The sequence below is a fragment of the Enteroscipio rubneri genome (assembly GCF_963929405.1).
In the GTDB taxonomy this organism is placed as follows: Bacteria; Actinomycetota; Coriobacteriia; order Coriobacteriales; family Eggerthellaceae; genus Enteroscipio; species Enteroscipio rubneri.
Window position 1 is genome coordinate 114,648 of sequence record NZ_CAWVIN010000003.1, and the last position, 18,691, is coordinate 133,338.

The following is an 18,691-nucleotide window of genomic DNA, read 5'->3' on the forward strand; positions in this document are numbered from 1 at the left end:
CTTTGGTTCCCACTGAAAGTGTACGCTGTACACTTTGTGGAGTATACAGCGTACACTTTCAGTGTGCAAGAACCGCTTCCCCGCATCCAAGCGTTTCCATCGCTCGCTCGTCTGCTACCATCAGTGGAAGCTATGCACCTCGATGGTATTGCAGGAGGATGTTCCGCATGCCCCAGAACAATTCGGAGTTGAAGAACAAGCGGGTGCCGCTGAACCGGGAAACGATCATCGCCAAGGCCCTCGAGATTGCCGACGAGGAGGGCCTGGAGAACTTGTCAATCCGCAAGTTGGCGAGCGCCCTCGACCGTTCGGCAATGGCGCTGTACCGCCACTTCGGCTCTATGGAGGAGATACAACAGGGCGTGGTGGCACGCGCATTCACCGAAGTGGATACAGCTCCCGTGCCCGGCGAGCGTTGGGATGACACAATCAGGCGCACGACAGCGTCAATCCGACGCATGCACCTCCGACACGCATCCGCCCACCTCTACCTTGCCGAAGGCGCAGCCTGGGATCCGGGGCTACGCGAACATACCGAGCGCGTGCAGAGTCTCCATGGGAACCAAGGCATTCCCGAGGATATCCTCACACGGGCATGGCGCATCATCGACGCGTTCCTTTCGGGTTTCATCGTCAACGAGATCAGCGAGATGGAGCACGCGGATTCTCTGCCTGCAGCCGACAAACCGGCATGGCTGGATACCGTTGAAGCCGCCTATTCGGAACAAGCATTTAACGACGGGGTCGAAATTATCATCGCGGGGATCCGCGGCCTGGCCGCGCCCGATCCCTGCGAGTGGCGCACGCCCACCGAAGACTGAGGCGCGCTCGCCACGAAGCGCAAGAAACCACCTGGTCAAAAAGGGTGATGCGCCCAGGATGCGGGACGCGTCCTCGATCGAGGGAGCGTGCTCAGCAGTCGTCTGCACGCGTCAGTGGGCAATCCCCTTCTCTGCGACGAACAACGTGCGGAGGCGCTCGATGAGCGCATCCACGTCGGCCTCCGAGCACACGAGCGGCGGCAAGAAACGGAGCGTATGCGGTCCGGTGGCATTGAGCAGCAGGCCGGCATCCAGACCGCGCGCAACGACGCCGAACGCGTCGAAGCCCTTGTCTAGATCAGCGGCCACCATGAGACCGAGACCGCGGACTTCCGTCACCTGCGGCAGCGAAGCAAGGCATGTTCGCAGATAGACCCCCACCTCGCGGGCGTTTGAGGCAACGTCTTCATCGGCGAGCGCCTTCACGGTGGCCTCGGCGGCCGCTACCGCCAAACAGCTGCCCCCGAACGTCGAGCCGTGATCTCCCGGCTCGAAGGAGTCGGCTGTCTCGGCGCGCGCAGCGCACATGCCCATGGGAAATCCTGAGGCGATGCCCTTGGCGATGGTGACCACGTCGGGCACGATGCCGAAATGCTGGAAGCCGAATGGATAGGTTCCGCAACGGTACATGCCGCACTGTATCTCGTCGCACACGAGCAGCGCGCCTGCCTGATCGGTCAAACGCCGCGCAGTCTGCAGAAATTCGGCCGTGCAGGGATGCACGCCGCTTTCCCCCTGCACGCATTCGACCACCATCGCGCAGATGGCATCGCCCTGTCGAACGAACAGCTCTTCAAGCGCGGCAACATCGTTGAGCGGCGTGCGCACGAAGCCGTCGGGCAGAGGTTGGAAGGCCTCCTGCTTGGCAGGCTGCGCCGTGGCTGCGAGCGTGGCGAGCGTACGCCCGTGGAAGCTGGCATCGAGCGTGACGATGAGCCGCGGAGCGGCAGCTTCGGCGGCGCGCACGGCGGCCGCATCAGATCCCGCCGCCTTGGCGGACGCGCCAGCGAGCTTCTTGGCGTGCAGGCGCGCGAGCTTGAACGCGCACTCATTGGCCTCCGCCCCCGAATTGGCGAAGAAGCTGCGCCACGGCCGGCGCTCGTTCTCCGGCGTGCAGGTATTCAGCAGATCGGACACGGCATGCGCCACTTCGCCGCGATGCTCGATATAGTAGTAGTTACTGACGTGAACGAGCTTGCGCGCCTGCGCGCTAACGGCCTCGACCAGAGCCGGATGGCAGTGCCCAAGGCTCACCGCACCCACACCCGAGACGAAATCGAGGTACGTGCGACCCTCCGCATCCTCCACCCGCATGCCGCGCCCGCGCACAAGCTCAACGGGCTTGCGCGCGTAGGTTCCCATGACGTACGTGGATTCGAGTTGCCGCTCCTCGTTGAAGTTCATCGTCCCTCTTTCGTCGCCGTTTCCTTCTTCGTCCTGCGGATTCTACGCTATCGGCCGGTGCGCGTTCCCTCTGCGCCCAGTGAGCCGGATGGTCCTACCCCGCCCGATCCCGACGCCATCCTATTTTCGAGCAGCTTCGAAGCGAAGTTGCCGAGCGGGTGCGCGTCGAACTTGCATGCCTCATCAGTGGAATGCATCGTAGTGCCAACGCCGGTGCTCGTGAGCAGTTCGAGCAGAAGCGAGTGCGGCGTAATGCCGTTGATGACATGGGCGCGGAACACGCCAGCCTCCAGCGCGAGGATGCACGACTTGAGCTTGGGGATCATGCCGGTGGACACGATGTTATTCTCCACCATGTATTGCGCCTCGAACACCGTGAGGTTGGAGATGAGCGAGTCCTTGTTCTCGAAATTCTCGTAGAGGCCGTCAACGTCGGTGAGAAACACCACCTTGTGTGCGCCAATGGCGGCGGCGATGTGGCCGGCAACCATGTCGGCGTTCACATTGTAGAAGCCGCCGTCCTCGCCGAGCGCGACCGACGCGACGACGGGAATATAGTCGGCATTCACGAGGTCGTCGAGCAACGGGCGGTTGATGCGCGTGATACGGCCCACTCGGCCCAGTTCAGGGCTGGCCTGCTCGGCTACGATGACGCCCGCGTCGGCGCCTGACACGCCTACGGCGAAGTTGCCGTGCTCGTTCAAGGCTTCGACGAGCTCCTGGTTCACCTTGCCCATGAGCACGGTACGCACGAGATCCATGGCTTCGGGCGTCGTGACACGTTGACCGTCTTTGAACTCCACGGGAAGCTGCATGTGTTCCATAGCCTCAGTGATGGCCTTGCCGCCGCCGTGCACGATGACGGGGTTTACGCCGACGATCTTGAGCAGCACGATATCGGCCATAACGTCGGCGCGCAGCCGCTCGTCGACCATGGCAGAGCCGCCGTACTTTATGACGACCGTCTTGCCGGTGATATTCTTGATCCAGGGAAGCGCTTCGACGAGCACTTCCGCCGCTTTGTGCGAGGCGCCATGGGGGCGCGTGTCCTTCGCGTATTTCATGATCGATAATCTCCGTTGATCGTGATGTACTCGTGCGTGAAATCGCACGTCCATACCGTGGTGGCGGCGTCGCCCGCGCCGAGGTCGATGTCGAGAACGATCTCTGGCTGCTCGAAGCGGCGCAGCGCCTCGTCCTCGTCGAAGGCGACCGTGAGCCCCTTGCGGCACACGGGCAACCCCATGATGTCGATGGCGGCATCCTCCTGACGGAAGGTCGCGCCCGACTTGCCGACGGCTGCGGCGATGCGACCCCAGTTGGCATCATGCCCGCAGATGGCGGTCTTGACGAGCGGCGAGTTGGCGACGGCGCGAGCCGCGAGATCGGCGTCCTCGGGAGTGGCCGCACCGCTCACGCGCACAGTGACGAGGCGCGTCGCGCCCTCGCCATCGGCAGCCATCTGGCGCGCGAGATCCTCGCAAACGGTTATGAGGGCTCGCTCGAACAGCTCGTAAGCAGAACCGCCCGGCTCGAAAGGCTGCGCGTCAGCCGTGACGGCGGCGCCGCTTGCCATGAGGAAACACGAATCGTTCGTGGATGTGTCCGAGTCGACCGTGACCTTGTTGAAACTCGACCCCACCGCCTTGACAAGCGCCCGATGAAGGACATCGGGCATGATCGGCGCATCGGTGGTGACGACGGCGATCATCGTGGCCATATCCGGCATGATCATGCCGGAGCCTTTCGCCATGCCGCCTACCGCGAACGTGCAACCGTCGTATCCGATACCGTCCCCCGCGAACGTAACGGCTGCCTCTTTGGGCCGCGTGTCGGTGGTCATAATAGCGTGCGCGGCATCATGCCCGCCAGCAGCCGACAGCGACGTCGCAGCGGCCGAAACGCCGGATTCGAACGGCTCGATGGGCAGGTGCACCCCGATGACGCCCGTGGAGGCAACCATGACCTCGTCAGCCGTGCAGCCAAGCGTCTCGGCCACGATGCGCGCAGACGCGCGAGCCGCCTCGAGGCCGCGCTCGCCCGTCGCGGCGTTCGCATTGCCCGAGTTGATGACGACGGCACGCGCAGTACCGTAGCCGCAGCTATCCAGATGTGCGCGCGATACCCTGACGGGCGCAGAGCAAAACACGTTGCGGGTGAATACGCCCGCGCACGCGCACGGCTCGTCCGAAACGACGAGCGCCAGGTCGAGACGCTGGGGATCGGCTCGAAAGCCAGCGTGCACCCCGGCAGCCGTAAAACCGCGTGCCGTGGCAACGCCGCCGTTCGGAACACGGGGCAACGGCGAGGGACGCCGTTCGCTGGCGCGCAACGGAACCGCTCCCTCAGGCGCACCGAACCCCACATCGATTTCATGCTCGGTCATAAGCTTCCTTCTCGTCGAATACGGTTTTGCATCGGTCGAGACACGTCACACGGGTACCGCAGCGCGGTCGAATCCGGCGCTCTCGGGCAGTCGAAGCACCGCGTTTGCACATTGAACGGCCTGACCTGCTGCGCCTTTTCCCAGGTTGTCGATAGCGCACACCGCAATAAGCATGCGCGCGCGTTCGTTGACGGCGAGCCCGATATGAGCGTTGTTCGTGCCCGCAACCGCCGAGGTCTTAGGCATCTCGCCGACACCGAGCACGTGCACGAACGCGCTGTCGCCGTAGAAGGCGCGGTAGTGTTCGATGATGGAGGCGGCATCCAAAGGCGCGTCCGACGCAAGCGGAACGTTGACCGTGGAGAGCAGCCCGCGATTGAGCGGCGCGAGATGAGGGGTGAACACGAGGCGGCCATCGAGCTCGAGAATCTGCTCGATCTCGGGCGTGTGACGATGCGTCGCCACGCCGTAAGCCTCCAGATTCTCGTCAGCAAAGCAGAAATGCGTGCGTGCCGACGCCTTCTTGCCGGCGCCCGTAACGCCCGACACGGCATCTGCGACGACGACGCCTCCAGGAGCTACCCAGCCAGCACGAACGGCGGGCGCCGCCGCGAGCGACGTGGCGGTGGGATAGCAGCCAGCGCAAGCCACGAGCGTTCCCTCCTCCATCTTGTGCGCAGCGGCGGCGCGGACGAGATCGTCCGGGAACAGCTCCGGCAGGCCGAACGCTGCCTTCTCGAGCAGCTCGACCGCCGTATGGCGGGCGGCGTACCACTGTTCGTAAACGACGGGATCTTTCAGGCGAAAATCGGCCGAGAGATCGATGACGGTCGATCCGCCTGCCACGAGGCGCGGCGCCATGCCGAGCGCCGCCGTGTGCGGCACAGCGAGGAACACGAGTTCGCACGTATCGAGCGCCGGATCGTCATGGGAGGCGAATGCAAGGTCGGTTGCTCCGACGAAGCCGGGATACTCCGAGGCGACCGCCGTGCCGGCCAGTTCATTGGACGTAACAATGGAGAGCTCGAGATCGGGATGGCGCAAGACGAGCCGGACCAACTCGATGCCGGCAAACCCCGCTGCCCCTACGATGCCCGTCGTGATGGCCATAGCGCCCCTCTTTCGTCGAATCCCGGACGGTTCCGGGTCCAAGCGTGCGAACCGATGATCGGGCTGGAAAATCGTGCACCTGCACAAAAATGCGCTCGAATGTCATTGAGGTTCATCCTAAAAAAGATCAGTCCGTTTGGCAAGGCGCGCAATGAAATAGTAACAGAGTTCTCGGGTCCTTCAGCTCTCGTCCGACGCCGCATGAGCTGAAATAAGCGACAGGCCGATGCGAACGAAACCATGGCGAAATAGAAAAGAAGGCGAAACGGCGGACAGGAAAGAGTATGGTATGCAAAGCAGCATTATCATCGACACGAGTCTGTTCAGGAGCTTGCACTATGAGCGAACCAGTCTGCGCGCCCGAAGCGGCCGCACGCACGGCACAGCCCGCCCGCGAGAGCAATATCGAAGCCATCGTCGCCTACTTCGAAAGCGGCATCAAGCCCCACGACTCCCTGGGAGAATTGGGTATTGAGCTCGAGCACACCATCGTGCACGATGACCTGAGCCCGGTTCCGTACAGCGGCGAGCACGGCGTTGCCTGGGTGCTCGCAAAGCTCCAAGCCGAGTACCCGCACGCAACCACCGACCTCCACGGGGATCTTTTGGGGGTCGCCCGCCCAGGAGAGGCCGTGACCATCGAACCGGCTGCCCAGCTCGAGCTTTCAGCAGGTCCCTTTGCAGATCTCGTCTCCGCCCGAGAGGCATTCGAGGCGTTCGAACAGCACCTCGCGAGCATCCTGTCGCCGGTCGGCGAGCGGGCGCTCACCATCGGCTACCATCCCACCGCCGCCGCACGCGACCTCGAGCTTATTCCGAAACGCCGCTACCAGTTCATGAACCTGTACCTGGGCGCTAAAGATATCTACGGTCCCTGTATGATGCGCGGCAGCGCCTCGACGCAGGTTTCCATCGACTACACGAGCACGTCCGACTGCTTGCGCAAGCTGCGTCTCGCGTTTGCGCTCGTGCCCGTCTTCTCGCTCATCACGGACAACACGCCTCGGTTCGAAGGAGCGGTTCGCGCACACAAGCTTGTACGAACCGCGATTTGGCAGCATGTGGACAACGACCGCTGCGGGCTCGTGCCTGATGTGCTGGATCCCGATTTCAGCCTGCGCCGCTACGCCGCCTACATTCTCGACGCTCCCGCTATTCTCGTGCCGTGCCGCAAAGAGCAGTGGTGCTATTCGGACCGCACGTTCGGCGACATCTACGCCGAACGCACCATGACGCGCGCCGAAGTCGAACACGCCGTTTCGATGTTCTTCAACGACGTACGCCTGAAGACCTACGTCGAGATCAGGCCCGCAGACGCTATGCCCATCCCCTACGTCATCGCTTATGCTGCGCTGATCAAGGGTTTGTTCTATGACGCCGCAAGCCTTGACGCACTCGACGCGCTTTTCGCCAACGTGCGCGCCCCCGATGTGGAGATAGCGAAAAAAGACCTCATGGCACAGGGCTATGATGCCGAAGTGTACGGGCAACCGGCAGGTCGGCTGTGCGACAAGGTGCTCGCGATAGCCGAATGCGGCCTCGACGATGACGACGCGGCGTTCCTCGCCCCGCTCGCTCGGCTGATCGAGCGTCGCACTACGTTGGCCGATCTTGCGGAAGCGGAGGCGGTATGAACAACGAGAACCGCATGGTGAAGGTGGCGTATCGAGGGTACTTCGACGATGGGACCACGTTTATCGACCAACGCGAGCAGCCCATCGAATTCCCGTGCGTCGCTGGCTGGATGCCCCCCGCGTTCATTGAAACGGTGCGCGACATGGAAGTGGGCGAAACAAGACGTGCGCACGTGAGCGCCGACGAAGCTTACGAGGAGCGCACCGACGCGCGCATCCTTGAAGTCGAGCGAGCGAAGATCCCCGCGGACGTCAGACTCGTTGTGGGCGAGATGGTGAACCTCGAGCAGCCGGACGGCCAGACCTTTCCCGCGCGCCTTACCGCGCTCGACGGCGAGCGAGCCGTATTCGACATGAACCATGACGCCATCTGTAAGGCGCTCAACTTCGAGATCACCTTGTTGGACGTCTACGATCTGCCGGATCGGCGGAGGATCTGACGGATCCCCGATTCTTGTCGAAGGCGGATCGGATACCCGACGAAGGAGGCGGAGCGTTGGAAGAGAGGGCGCTCGCCCGCCTTGAAAGCTGCTGCGCGCGCTCGCAGCACATACCGAAACCGGCTGCTTCACGAACTTGTGGCAACTTAGAGCAAGTTTGCCTTGAAGAAGAGGAAGCGGCAAGCCCTCGGTTAGACTGGGGCCATCGCTTTTCAATCGACAAGGAGCTTTTCATGAGCAACGAAGGCAAAAAGGTCAAAGTCCACTATACCGGGACGCTTGACGACGGCAAGAAGTTCGACTCGTCGTTTGACCGCAACGAGCCCATCGAATTCACGTGCATGGCCGGCCAAATGATCCCCGGGTTCGACGCCGCCGTGAAGGACATGGAGCAGGGCGAGACCAAGACCGTGCACATCCCCGCTGCCGAAGCCTACGGCGAGCGCGACGAAGATATGGTGCAGCAGGTGCCCCTCTCACAGATACCGAATGGTGACGAGCTGCCCGTCGGCCAAACCGTGTATATGATGGGCCAAGGCGGCCGCCCGTTCCCCGTGTTCGTGCGCTCCATCGAAGATGGTGTCGCCACGTTTGACATGAATCACGAGCTGGCAGGCCAAGACCTCAACTTCGAAATCACGCTCGTCGAGGTCGCCGACTAGCACGGGCCTCGCCTCGGACAATGCGCGACCGATGCAGTACGGATCGCAGTGATAGCACGTTCGCCGCCGGATCAGATGACCGGCGGCGTTCTTTTTTCGGAAATCCGCTCATCGACGGGTTCAACTCGACGGATGGCAACCGACTTCGAGCGCGATAGGCGTGACAGACGCATGTGCACGGAGAGGCTTCTGGCCAGAGTACGGGCCTCATCGCGTCGAAGCAGCCCGCATCAGCACATACCCATCCTGCGACTCGCGTCGATGCAACGATCCCTGAATTCGGCTCTCGCGATACCGTTGAGTCTGGCCGTGCGCGCAGCCAGACTGTCACGGAAGTCGGTCTCGAAACGATCAGGCTCCTTGAGATCGAACGAGCGCGCCCGCCCCGCCGTGCTGTCCGGCGATGGCGGCTGGGCGGAATCGTTTCCCGAAGATGCGACGCCGAGCAGCACCTTCCCGCTTGCTTCGGCTTGGCGCGCAACAACCCGCTCGTATTCGAATCCGAAGAACGTCATCTCCCAAACTGCGCTCGCGATCACGAGATAGCGTTCGCGGCGGCACCAAGGTCCTCCAAGCCACGTTTTACATGCAAGGGTCTGTTCCCAAGGAAAGAGCGTATAGGAGCGTCGTATCGGCAGTTCCTCATACGGAACGTTTGGGGAACTGCGTCGCGTAAAATCTTCACCGCGGGCGGCCGCCTCCTCGTCCGAACATGCCAGCAAACGAAGGTCGTCGAACAAGACAAGCGACGCGCCGAGCCGGCGTTCGATATCGAGACTGCCCGCATGCAGTACGAATGACTCTTCCGGCATGAGCAGAAAGTTCCGACCCGTCTTCTTCTTCATCGGCAATGCGCGCATTGAACGCAGCGTGCTCGCAAGCCGCTTCTCCATGGCACGACGTCGCTGAGGAGTCGGCGGCTCATCCTCCATGCGAGCCGCATGGTCGTCCAGGATCACGCGCATCAAAAGCGTCTCATCGCAGCAGCGGATAAGCTCCTGAAGCGCAGGCAGCTGCTTGGGGGCGACATAGCTTCGATCCCAAAAGCTGGCAGGAGACATGGTGCAACACCTCTTCACCAGGCGTTCCATTGCCGAGAGGATCTTGCAAGCGTGGTACGGGCAGCGTGGAACACCGCTACCATCTATGGGCTGCCGCCTTGCGAATGTAGGCGGGACAGCGCTTGCACTGGCTCTATTTGCTGATACCAGTATAGCATATATAAGAACGTTTGTTTGGTATTTTTGCAAGACGTATCCGTCCGTCGTGTCCACGAGCATCGGTTGAGCATCACGAGAACGCGGACGGCGCAGAGGCCGGGCAAAAGGGCGGCAAGGGGACGAACCGCGGCCTCGTCGCCCCGCAAAACCCGCTACCAGGAAAGAAGCTCGTACCCGTCGTCGGTGACGACCGCCTGCACCTCCCACTGGGCCGTATCAGAACCGTCGGCGGTACGGACGGTCCATCCATTCGGATCGCTCATATCGATATCGGCTGCGCCAGCGTTGATCATAGGCTCGATGGTGAAAACAAGCCCCGGAACAAGCACCATGCCAGTGCCGGCCTCGGCCACATGACTGACGAACGGGTCCTCGTGGAACCCGAAGCCAATACCGTGCCCGCCGAACTCGCGCACGACGGAGTACCCGCAGCGCTTCGCATGTTCGTTGACGGCGGCGCCCACATCTCCCAGAAAGCCCCAGGGCTTCACAGCCGCGAGACCCGCCTCCATGGCCCTTCGCGTTTCCTCGACCAAGCGAAGGCGCTCCTCAGAGACGTCGCCGATGCAGAACATACGCGAAGAATCGGAATAGTACCCGTCCAGGATAGTGGAGCAATCCACGTTGACGATGCTGCCAGCTCGAAGCACATCGTCCTCGGATGGCATGCCATGACAGACCACGTCGTCTATCGATGTGCACACGCTATACGGGTAGCCTTCATAGTTCAAATCGGCTGGCACACCGCCGTGCTCAACCGTGTAGTCGCGTACCCATCGGTCTATCTCAGCCGTTGAAATGCCCTCGCCGATGCGCTCAGCCACGTAGTCGAGCACGCCGATATTTATCGCCGCGCTCTTCTTGATGCCTTCGATGTCAGCCGGCGATTTCAACAACGAGCGCGGAGGGACTTCATACCCTTGCCCGCGAGCATCTTCCAGCCGCTCGTCGAATCCGAGATGGCACTTCTTGTATTTTTTCCCGCTACCGCACCAGCATTCATCGTTGCGGCCAGGACGCACATCGTCATCGTACATGCTCGTCTTCCTTTCGCTCGCGGGCTATTGTACCGCGAACTTGTGTGTTGTCATCGGGCTTTCATGCGGATCGCCGACGCACGCGATGGTAGACGAGCATTCCTGCAAGCACGAACGCAGCCGTGACGGCAAACACGATGGCGGTCGCCCGCCAGTCTCCCGCCGCCGCATAGGACGAGGCGAGCGTGGCGGCCACGACCGAAGGCAGCCGCCCGACCGTGGTCACGGCTACGAGGTGCACGGGACGCATGCCCGCGAGCGCTGCGAAGTACGCCATGATGTCCTTTGGCAGGCCGGGGATGAAGAATGCTACAAGGATGGCCAGGTCGAAACGCTGCGAGCGCTTGAGATGAGCGAGTTGTGCGCGACGTTTAGGCGAGAGGAACAGCCTGAGCACGCGATCACCCCAGCGTCTCACGATGAGGATGATGACGACGCAGCCCACCACACTGGCCGCCAGATAGACAAGCGCTCCCTCCCAGAAGCCGAACGCGTACCCGGCCGCCAGCTCAAGCGGCTCACTCGGCACGATGACGGTGACCTCTTGCGCAACCACCAGAATCCCCAGTACGACGGGCGCGAGCGGTCCCAGGCGTTCCACCTGCCGCTGCACCAGATGGCCGTTCGTAAGGAAAGCGAACACCTCGCGCCCGTACAACGCGAGCAAAACGACGGCGATTGCAAGGACGACGCCAAGCACCGCGATGATTACGGCGCGGTCTCGACGCAACCGCTTTTCGTCGTCTCCTTTCGCCATCGTCCGCCGTCCTTCCCGCATGCTTCGCGATACGTAAAGCACTGATTATCCGCTTGGCGTATGCGCACCGAATTGCCGCAAGACGACGGGACGGAAACGGATCAGGGGTTCAGCTTGCCGGATGCATCTCCTGGCGCTTGGCGCAGCCCACGCCGAGAGCGCCGGGGCCCACATGGCAGGCAATGCTCAGCGGTAGTCGGTCCACGAACACGTCACCCGAGCCGAAGGCGGCACGCATTTCGTCGGCCAGAGCAAGCGCATCGCCTTCGCGGTTCGTGTGGGCCACATAAAGATGCACGTTCTCCACGCCGCCGAAGCGCTCGTCCACGTCGCGTGCCAACGCCTTCATCATGGCGCGCTTAGCGGCCTTGAGCGACTTGGCAACCGTGAACGCATCCAATTTGTCGCCCTGTATCTGCAACACGGGCTTGATCTTGAGCACCGAGCCGACAGCAGCCGCAGCCGGGGTGATTCGGCCGCTTCTACGCAGGTGATCCATCGTGTCCACCATGAGGTAGATGCTCGCGTCGAGCCTCGTCTCCTCAAGCAGCGCACGAATCTCTGCCGCAGAACGCCCCTCGCCGGCCCATCTGAGCGCGTCGAGCGTCGCCTCGCGCTGCGTGACCGAGATGCGCTGGTTGTCCGCCACCTGCACGCGCCCCTCGAAGTGCTCGGCCAAGCCGCGCGCTGTCTCGCATGAGCCCGACAGGCCGCTCGACATGGGGATGTACACCACCGTATCGTACGCCTGCAGCAAGTCGCGCCACCGCATGCCCAGATCGACGATAGAGGGCTGCGACGTCGCGATGTCCGCGCCCGCTTCCTGGCGCTCGTAAAAGCGCTCGGCGTCAAGGTTGACGCCCTCGAAGCACTCTTCGCCATCCACGACGAAAGGCATGGGAACCACGTGCACACCCAGCCGTGCGGCTTCGTCCGCCATGATGCCGCTGTTCGTATCCGTCACGACGGCTATGCTCTCGCTCACGATCGTCCCCGCTCTCCGCATGAGAAAGCGGCGGAAACCATCCCGCCGCTCGCGTGCGGACCGCTGACGCTCCGCACGATTTCGTCACCACATTATGACCCAAGGGACCGTATCGCGCATCGTGCAAGCCCGTCCTGCCACACCATCTTCACGGCATCCGCCCCGAGCGCTGTCAGGCGACGGCGCGACCGGAACGCCACGCTCCGGTCCACCTTGAGGAGATTGCGCGGCAGCCGTATCCCGCGCGATGACGTGATCGGCTTCGGACGCCATGGAGATCCCGTCCCAACCTGGGCCTTGCCTTGGGTTTCGACCCACCGACGCACGAGCGGCGAGAAAAAAGAGCCTGCGCTCTTGCAAGCGCAGGCTCGGAATACCTCGACGACCGGGTGTTTCAGCTAAGCTCGGACCTCGGCGCCGGTGGCTGCGCTCACCTTCTTCACAAGCCGGGCGTGCGCCTTGTCCACCTCTTCACTCGTGAGCGTGCGGTCAGATGCACGATACGTGAGCGCATAGGCCATCGACTTCTTTCCCACGCCGACGCGCGCCTCGTCGCGGTATACGTCGAACAGCCGCACGTCCTCCAGCAGCTTGCCGCCCGCCGAGGTCATGCACTGCACAAGCTTCTCGTGCGCGATGCCCTCATCCACGACGAACGCCACGTCCATGGACACGGCTGGGAACGTGGGGACGTCGCGGTAGTCGCGAGCGGGGCGGGACGCCTTCGCGAGCGCCTCCACGTCCAGCTCGAACGCCACAACCGGCGCGTCCGCTTGATACGCATCTACGGCCAGCGGATGCAGCTCGCCCACCCAGCCGAGTTCCGTGCCGCCCGACAGCACCGCGGCGGCCCGCCCGGGCTGCAGGTGCGGGGCCTCCTCGGCGGAAAGCGGCTTGAAGCGCAGCTTCGGCAGCGCCAGCTCGCGCGCCAAACTCTCGACGACGCCCTTGCCGTCGAAGAAGTCGAACGGGGCCGGCGCGGCGTTCCAGCCCGCGTCGCCCATGGCGCCCGCCAGCACGCCCGCCAGGCGGCGGCGCTCCTTGGGCTGCTTGCGGCCCTCGGCCGCGAAGAACACGGCGCCCGCCTCGTAGAGCTGGACGTTCTTCACGCCGCGGCTCTGGTTGTACGCCACGCTGCGCAGAAGACCCGGCACGATGCTCTGGCGCATGACGGACTGGTCGGCGTTCAGGGGGTTGATGAGCTCGACCGGCTCGCCCAGGCCCTCGTGCGGCATGCGTAGGCGGTCGAGGTCGCCCGGCTCGGCGAACGAATAGGTCATCGTCTCGTTGAGGCCGCTCGCCCGCATGACGTCGTTCACCGTGTCCATCACGTGCTCCATCCGCGAGCGCGTGCCCACGCGGCCGGGGCCGGGCAGCGTGGCCGGGATGCGGTCCATGCCCCACAGGCGCAGCACCTCCTCGTACAGGTCGATCTCGCGCTCGAGGTCCGGGCGAAACGTGGGCGCCGTCACGGCCAGAATGTCGGCATTGCCCGCCGCATCATCGGCCACCGCGCAGCCGAGACGGCGCAGGATGTCCTCAATGTCGGCGCGCGGGATGTCAGCCCCCATCATGGCGCAGAAGCGCGGAATACGGAAGCGCAGGTCGGGCGCCGTCGAGGGCGCCGGCCACTCGTCCACGATGCCCGCGCCGTTGCGGGCGGCGGCGCTCACCATGCCCCCGGCCACCTCCACCATGAGCGCGGCGGCCGCGGCCGAGCGCTCCTCGATGCCGTGGTCGTCCACGCCGCGCTCGTAGCGCATGGAGCTTTCGCTGAACAGGCCCAGGTTGCGGCTCGTGCGGCTCGTGCGTCCCGGCTCGAACGTGGCGGCCTCCAGCAGGATGTCCACCGTCCCGTCCGTGACCTCGGTGTCCAGGCCGCCCATGACGCCGGCCAGCGCCACGGCGCCCCGCTCCGGCGTGGAGATGACCGTCATGTCGGGCGTGAGCGCGCGGTCTTCGCCATCGAGCGTGGTCAGGCGCTCGCCTTCGGCGGCCGCGCGCACCACGATGTGCGCCAGGCCGTCCGCGTTCTTGAGCTTGTCCAGGTCGAAGGCGTGCAGCGGCTGGCCGAACAGGAACAGGATGTAGTTCGTCACGTCCACGATGTTGTTGATGGAGCGCTGGCCGATGGCCGCCAGGCGCTCGACCATCCAGTCGGGGCTCGGCCCGACCTTGACCCCGCGGATGACGCGCGCAGTGTAGCGCGGGCAGCGCGCCGCGTCCTCGATGGTGATCTTCACCGTCTCGTCGACGGGCGCCGAGGAGGCGTCCAGCGCGAGCTTGCCTGCCATGCGCCCGAGCGGGCTCTCGTAGTCGGTGCGGTACATGGCGCCCACCTCGCGCGCCATGCCCACCATGGAAAGGCAGTCGGGACGGTTCGGCGTGATCTCCAGGTCGAGCACCGTGTCGGCGAGCTGCGCGAAATCGGCGATGGGCATGCCTACGGGCGCGTCCTCGGGCAGGATCCAGATGCCCGCATGATCGCCGCCCATCCCCAGCTCGCGCTGCGAGCAGCACATACCGCAGCTGGGAACGCCGCGCAGCTTCGACTTCTTGATCTTGAGGTCGCCCGGCAGCACCGCGCCCACGGTGGCCACCGGCACCTTGATGCCGGCCGCGATGTTCGGCGCGCCGCACACGATCTGCACCGGCTCGCCCACACCCACATCAACCTCCACCACGTGCATGTGGTCGCTATCCGGGTGCTGCTCGCACGCGAGCACGTGCCCCACGACCACGCCGTCGAGCGCCGCGCCGGTCTTTTCCACCGCCTCCACGCCCGTGCCCGTCAGATCGAGCCGGTCGCAGAACGCCTTCGTGTCCGAGGGCACGTCCACATATTCGCTCAGCCACTTCAAAGATACTTTCATATCGTTCTTCCTATCGTCTATGCGCGTCGCGCATACTATTCCGAACCACTCCCGCCCCTCGCGCCTCCCAAGAAAGCAAAACGCGCAGGTCAACCCCTCTCACCATGCCCACGCCTGCCCGACTCCCTTGACTTGAAGCCGGATCCCGGTCATCAGGCGAGCCGCTCCAACGGCAACAGTGCGAAGGGTTGGCGGGCGGTGCCCACCAAGCGAGTTCCGCACGAGCCGAAACGTCCTGCGGACGTTTCGCGCGAGCCAGGACTGCCGAGCGACTGGGCGCCGCCCGCCAACCCGCCAGAAACCTCAGAACTGCCGAAGGAAGCGCATGTCGCCTTCCACCAGCATGCGCAGATCCGGCACGTTGTACTTCAAGCAGGCGATGCGCTCCACCCCCATGCCGAAGGCGAAGCCGGAGTACTTTTCCGGGTCGATGCCGGACATGGACAGCACGTTCGGGTCCACCATGCCGCAGCCGAGGATCTCCAGCCAGCCGGTGCCCTTGCAGAAGCGGCAGCCCTCGCCGTGGCAGATGCCACAGCTCACGTCCACCTCGGCCGAAGGCTCCGTGAACGGGAAGTAGTGGGCGCGGAACCTCGTCCTGCGCTCCTCGCCGAACAGCTGCTTGCACAGGTAGTCGAGCGTGCCCTTCAGGTCGCCGAACGTGATGCCTTCGTCCACGACGAGGCCCTCGATCTGCGTGAACTGGGGCAGGTGGGACGGGTCGGCCACGTCGCGGCGGTACACCTTGCCGGGCGCGATCACGTAGATAGGCAGCTCGTTGTCCTCCATCGCGTGCACCTGCACGCCCGAAGTCTGCGTGCGCAGCAGCACGTCGGACTCGCCGTGCACAGCGACCTGGTCGCCCGAGCGGTCCACCACGTAGAACGTGTCGGCCAGGCTGCGGCTGGGATGGTCGGCTGGGGCGTTGAGCGCCTCGAAGTTGTAGTAATCCGTCTCCACCTCGGGGCCCGTGGCCACCGTGTAGCCCAGGCCGAGGAATATCTCGGAGATCTCGTCGGTGATGCGGTTGATGAGGTGCCGCGTGCCCATCTGCTGGGCGCGGCCCGGCAGCGTCACGTCCACGGCGGCCGCGTCGATTGCGGCGGCCAGCTCGGCGGCATCGAGGGCCGCCTTGCGCGCGGCCAGCGCCTCCTCCACTTCGACGCGCACCTCGTTCACCATCTTGCCCACCTGAGCGCGCTCCTCCTTGGGTACCTGCCCCATGCCGCGCAGGTACCCCGTGAGCGTGCCCGCCTTACCCAGCACGGCCACGCGCACCCGATCGAGCGCGGCGGTGTCGGCCGCCTGCGCGACATCGCCGAGCGTTTGCTCGCGCAGCGCCGTCAGTTCCTCCACGATTGCCATGTTCGCTTCCTTTCCGTCTCTCTTTGCCCGCCGTGCAACGCCAATGCGGGCAACAAAAAGAGCCCTCTTTCGCCCTTGCTCAACGGGATGCGCATCCCGGAATCCAAGGACGAGAGAAGGCTCTCGCGGTACCACCTCGGTTGACGAGCCTCGGCTGCGCACCCGCCCGTCTCGCGACGATGGGGCGCACGGCTTTCGGCCGCCCGCTCGTATGCTCTGTGACGGGAGCGCCCGGCGCGTTCTACTGCACGTCTTGCCGTCCGTCGAATCAGGACTGCATCCGCCTTCAAACGCACTGCTCAGAAGGGAATCGCCGCTTTCGTCGCCCGGGTGCTTTCAGCCGGTGGCACCCGTCTCTGCCGACGACCTTCGCATGCGGCGCTGTCTTCGTCATCGCGTGTAACGATGCAGTATAGCGCAAACGGGTGCCGCTGCGCGAGAAATTCCTCCGAGCTTCCACGCGAGCAGCGCGCGAGCGTGCAAACGGAACCGCCGCGAGAGAAGCCCGAGCGTAAACCTGCGAAGCGCAGGACGTCCCTTTGCACGAAGGGATCCGACGAAGCAAGAGCCGCCGGAACCTTGAGGCCGATCCTACAGGAAGCGGTAGCTAACCGTGCGCAGCCCCCATGCGGTGCAGGACGAATAGCCGAACGCCTTCCATACACCGGGCTGCAAGTCGAGCGAGCGGCTGCCGCCACCCATGCCGCCGCAGTCGTTCACGGTCGCATACACGGTCTTGCCATTGTAGGAAATTTCGACCGTACGGCCGAAATAGGAGCGATAGTTCGGCCACGCCATGGGCACGGCCACGCCCATCGACCAGTCGTCGCACACGGCGCCGGTGGCCGTGGTGCCGGGATTCGGAGTATAAGGGTCGGTCGAGCCGCCGTAAGCGGATGCAATACCCGTCCTCCAACCGCTCTCAGACGATCCGGAATCAGAACCTCCCGAATTAGAGCCGGAATCAGGGGCAACGGGTTTCGGGTCGGGCTGCACCGGGGTTCCCGGATCCACCACATCCTCGCGATCGACCGTGTTCGCATCGTTCGCTATCGGAGCCTGTTCGGATTCTTGAGAGGCTGCCAGCTGCTCGGCGGCGCGCTGGAGCGCAGCAAGTCGTTCAACCTCCTCAGCCTGCGCGCTCTGGAGCTGAGAAGACGCCGAGGCCACCACTTGCTCGGCCTCCGCCTCCTTCTCCTCGAGCTCGGCGAGCTTTTTCTCCTGCTCGTTCTTCTGGAAATCGAGGTCGCTGGCAATGGCTTCGAACTGGGCGACACGCTCCTGCTGCGCGGTGATCTCGTCCGATTGGAACTGTAGGACAGATTCAAGATAGGACATGCTGCGGAGAAACGCATCGAAATCCTCCGCCTCAAGAACGAGCGTCAATAGAGATTCCACCGAGCCGCCGCGATACTGGTACACGGCCGTCTTGCCGAGCGCAGTCTGGCCTTCGACGACTCCTTGTTGGGATTCGAGCACCTGCGCAGCTGTTTTGTCGATGCGTGCTTGCAGATCGTCGACTTCCTTCTGAAGCGCGTCATGCTCCGACGCGATGCTCTGCATGCGCGCCTCGGCCTCATCAAGCGCCGCCTGTGCTTCAGCCACGCCCACAGCGCGAGCAGTGGACGGAACAGCGGGGACGAGCGCGAATGCGAGCACACAGGCAAGCATCAGCCGACCAGCGCGGCTAACGCCAACAGCGCTCGCGCATTCTACCCGTTGGGAAACAAACCTCATGGCGCTACCTGCATGCTCCTTCTTGGCGCCGCTGCGCCACTCGTTCGTTTGCAGACCCGTAGCCCTGACTGACGCTCAAGTATTTCGTATCGGCGCATATTCGGCAAGCCTTCCACCGCGAAATACACAGGAGGGCCACGGCGGCCCGTGTGCGGCCCCATGCGCGAATCCACAAAGGACTGATCTGCGTCGGCGTCGACGAAGCGAGAGACGAAGCCGGATGCGTCGCGGCCGGAACAAGCTGGAGCGGCGTGTCGGAA

At 63.9% G+C, this 18,691-nt stretch carries 15 protein-coding genes; 4 read left to right on the forward strand and 11 right to left on the reverse strand.

Annotated features, from left to right (window positions below):
- Positions 1-167 precede the first annotated feature (167 nt).
- Complete coding sequence (locus tag ABGT83_RS07730; RefSeq protein ID WP_103265128.1) at positions 168-821, forward strand: TetR/AcrR family transcriptional regulator; 654 nt, start codon at positions 168-170, stop codon at positions 819-821.
- Between the two features lie 111 nt (positions 822-932).
- Here ABGT83_RS07730 and ABGT83_RS07735 read toward each other — a convergent pair whose 3' ends face one another.
- From ABGT83_RS07735 to argC, 4 genes are read right to left on the reverse strand one after another with little or no spacing between them, the layout of a single operon-like run.
- Positions 933-2,225 carry an aminotransferase class III-fold pyridoxal phosphate-dependent enzyme gene (locus tag ABGT83_RS07735; protein WP_346686834.1) on the reverse strand — a complete coding sequence of 431 codons (1,293 nt, stop codon included), beginning with the start codon at positions 2,223-2,225 and terminating at the stop codon, positions 933-935.
- Positions 2,226-2,272: 47 nt separating this feature from the next.
- Positions 2,273-3,289 (reverse strand): acetylglutamate kinase, encoded by a 1,017-nt coding sequence (argB, locus tag ABGT83_RS07740; RefSeq protein ID WP_346686836.1) that lies wholly within the window; start codon positions 3,287-3,289, stop codon positions 2,273-2,275.
- Positions 3,286-4,611 (reverse strand): bifunctional glutamate N-acetyltransferase/amino-acid acetyltransferase ArgJ, encoded by a 1,326-nt coding sequence (gene argJ / locus ABGT83_RS07745; RefSeq protein ID WP_346686838.1) that lies wholly within the window; start codon positions 4,609-4,611, stop codon positions 3,286-3,288. The genes argB and argJ overlap by 4 nt, the downstream gene beginning before the upstream one ends.
- A gap of 45 nt (positions 4,612-4,656) precedes the next feature.
- Positions 4,657-5,721, reverse strand: a complete 1,065-nt coding sequence (argC, locus tag ABGT83_RS07750; RefSeq protein ID WP_346686840.1) for an N-acetyl-gamma-glutamyl-phosphate reductase — start codon at positions 5,719-5,721, stop codon at positions 4,657-4,659.
- 338 nt (positions 5,722-6,059) lie between these two features.
- Between argC and ABGT83_RS07755 the strand changes: the two genes are divergently transcribed.
- The 3 genes from ABGT83_RS07755 to ABGT83_RS07765 all read left to right on the forward strand — a co-directional run bounded on the left by ABGT83_RS07755 (position 6,060) and on the right by ABGT83_RS07765 (position 8,457).
- Positions 6,060-7,355: a glutamate-cysteine ligase family protein gene (locus ABGT83_RS07755; RefSeq protein WP_346686842.1), complete on the forward strand. Its 1,296-nt coding sequence runs from the start codon at positions 6,060-6,062 to the stop codon at positions 7,353-7,355.
- Positions 7,352-7,795: an FKBP-type peptidyl-prolyl cis-trans isomerase gene (locus ABGT83_RS07760; RefSeq protein ID WP_103265123.1), complete on the forward strand. Its 444-nt coding sequence runs from the start codon at positions 7,352-7,354 to the stop codon at positions 7,793-7,795. The genes ABGT83_RS07755 and ABGT83_RS07760 overlap by 4 nt, the downstream gene beginning before the upstream one ends.
- 233 nt (positions 7,796-8,028) lie before the next feature.
- A complete protein-coding gene (locus ABGT83_RS07765; protein ID WP_103265122.1) occupies positions 8,029-8,457 on the forward strand; it encodes an FKBP-type peptidyl-prolyl cis-trans isomerase in 429 nt (142 codons plus the stop codon).
- Between the two features lie 230 nt (positions 8,458-8,687).
- On the opposite strand, the gene ABGT83_RS07770 is transcribed toward ABGT83_RS07765, so the two are convergent.
- The 7 genes from ABGT83_RS07770 to ABGT83_RS07800 form a co-directional block, all read right to left on the reverse strand.
- Positions 8,688-9,518, reverse strand: a complete 831-nt coding sequence (locus ABGT83_RS07770) for a hypothetical protein (protein ID WP_346686845.1) — start codon at positions 9,516-9,518, stop codon at positions 8,688-8,690.
- A 311-nt stretch (positions 9,519-9,829) separates the two neighbouring features.
- Positions 9,830-10,714, reverse strand: coding sequence for a type I methionyl aminopeptidase (gene map, locus ABGT83_RS07775; RefSeq protein WP_346686847.1), 885 nt, complete (start codon positions 10,712-10,714; stop codon positions 9,830-9,832).
- A 61-nt stretch (positions 10,715-10,775) separates the two neighbouring features.
- A complete protein-coding gene (locus ABGT83_RS07780; RefSeq protein WP_103265119.1) occupies positions 10,776-11,471 on the reverse strand; it encodes a TVP38/TMEM64 family protein in 696 nt (231 codons plus the stop codon).
- A 109-nt stretch (positions 11,472-11,580) separates the two neighbouring features.
- Positions 11,581-12,456: a DegV family protein gene (locus ABGT83_RS07785; protein WP_346686848.1), complete on the reverse strand. Its 876-nt coding sequence runs from the start codon at positions 12,454-12,456 to the stop codon at positions 11,581-11,583.
- A 398-nt stretch (positions 12,457-12,854) separates the two neighbouring features.
- Positions 12,855-15,329 (reverse strand): phenylalanine--tRNA ligase subunit beta, encoded by a 2,475-nt coding sequence (pheT, locus tag ABGT83_RS07790; protein ID WP_346686850.1) that lies wholly within the window; start codon positions 15,327-15,329, stop codon positions 12,855-12,857.
- A gap of 303 nt (positions 15,330-15,632) precedes the next feature.
- Positions 15,633-16,694, reverse strand: coding sequence for a phenylalanine--tRNA ligase subunit alpha (pheS, locus tag ABGT83_RS07795; RefSeq protein ID WP_346686851.1), 1,062 nt, complete (start codon positions 16,692-16,694; stop codon positions 15,633-15,635).
- A 591-nt stretch (positions 16,695-17,285) separates the two neighbouring features.
- Positions 17,286-18,431 (reverse strand): coiled-coil domain-containing protein, encoded by a 1,146-nt coding sequence (locus ABGT83_RS07800; protein WP_346686853.1) that lies wholly within the window; start codon positions 18,429-18,431, stop codon positions 17,286-17,288.
- Positions 18,432-18,691 lie beyond the last annotated feature (260 nt).

Excerpts from the sequence above, each read along its gene's own strand:
- ABGT83_RS07730 (WP_103265128.1), top strand. The coding sequence starts at position 168 with ATGCCCCAGAACAATTCGGAGTTGAAGAACAAGCGGGTGCCGCTGAAC.
- ABGT83_RS07735 (WP_346686834.1), bottom strand. The coding sequence starts at position 2,225 with ATGAACTTCAACGAGGAGCGGCAACTCGAATCCACGTACGTCATGGGA.
- argB (WP_346686836.1), bottom strand. The coding sequence starts at position 3,289 with ATGAAATACGCGAAGGACACGCGCCCCCATGGCGCCTCGCACAAAGCG.
- argJ (WP_346686838.1), bottom strand. The coding sequence starts at position 4,611 with ATGACCGAGCATGAAATCGATGTGGGGTTCGGTGCGCCTGAGGGAGCG.
- argC (WP_346686840.1), bottom strand. The coding sequence starts at position 5,721 with ATGGCCATCACGACGGGCATCGTAGGGGCAGCGGGGTTTGCCGGCATC.
- ABGT83_RS07755 (WP_346686842.1), top strand. The coding sequence starts at position 6,060 with ATGAGCGAACCAGTCTGCGCGCCCGAAGCGGCCGCACGCACGGCACAG.
- ABGT83_RS07760 (WP_103265123.1), top strand. The coding sequence starts at position 7,352 with ATGAACAACGAGAACCGCATGGTGAAGGTGGCGTATCGAGGGTACTTC.
- ABGT83_RS07765 (WP_103265122.1), top strand. The coding sequence starts at position 8,029 with ATGAGCAACGAAGGCAAAAAGGTCAAAGTCCACTATACCGGGACGCTT.
- ABGT83_RS07770 (WP_346686845.1), bottom strand. The coding sequence starts at position 9,518 with ATGTCTCCTGCCAGCTTTTGGGATCGAAGCTATGTCGCCCCCAAGCAG.
- map (WP_346686847.1), bottom strand. The coding sequence starts at position 10,714 with ATGTACGATGACGATGTGCGTCCTGGCCGCAACGATGAATGCTGGTGC.
- ABGT83_RS07780 (WP_103265119.1), bottom strand. The coding sequence starts at position 11,471 with ATGGCGAAAGGAGACGACGAAAAGCGGTTGCGTCGAGACCGCGCCGTA.
- pheT (WP_346686850.1), bottom strand. The coding sequence starts at position 15,329 with ATGAAAGTATCTTTGAAGTGGCTGAGCGAATATGTGGACGTGCCCTCG.
- pheS (WP_346686851.1), bottom strand. The coding sequence starts at position 16,694 with ATGGCAATCGTGGAGGAACTGACGGCGCTGCGCGAGCAAACGCTCGGC.
- ABGT83_RS07800 (WP_346686853.1), bottom strand. The coding sequence starts at position 18,431 with ATGAGGTTTGTTTCCCAACGGGTAGAATGCGCGAGCGCTGTTGGCGTT.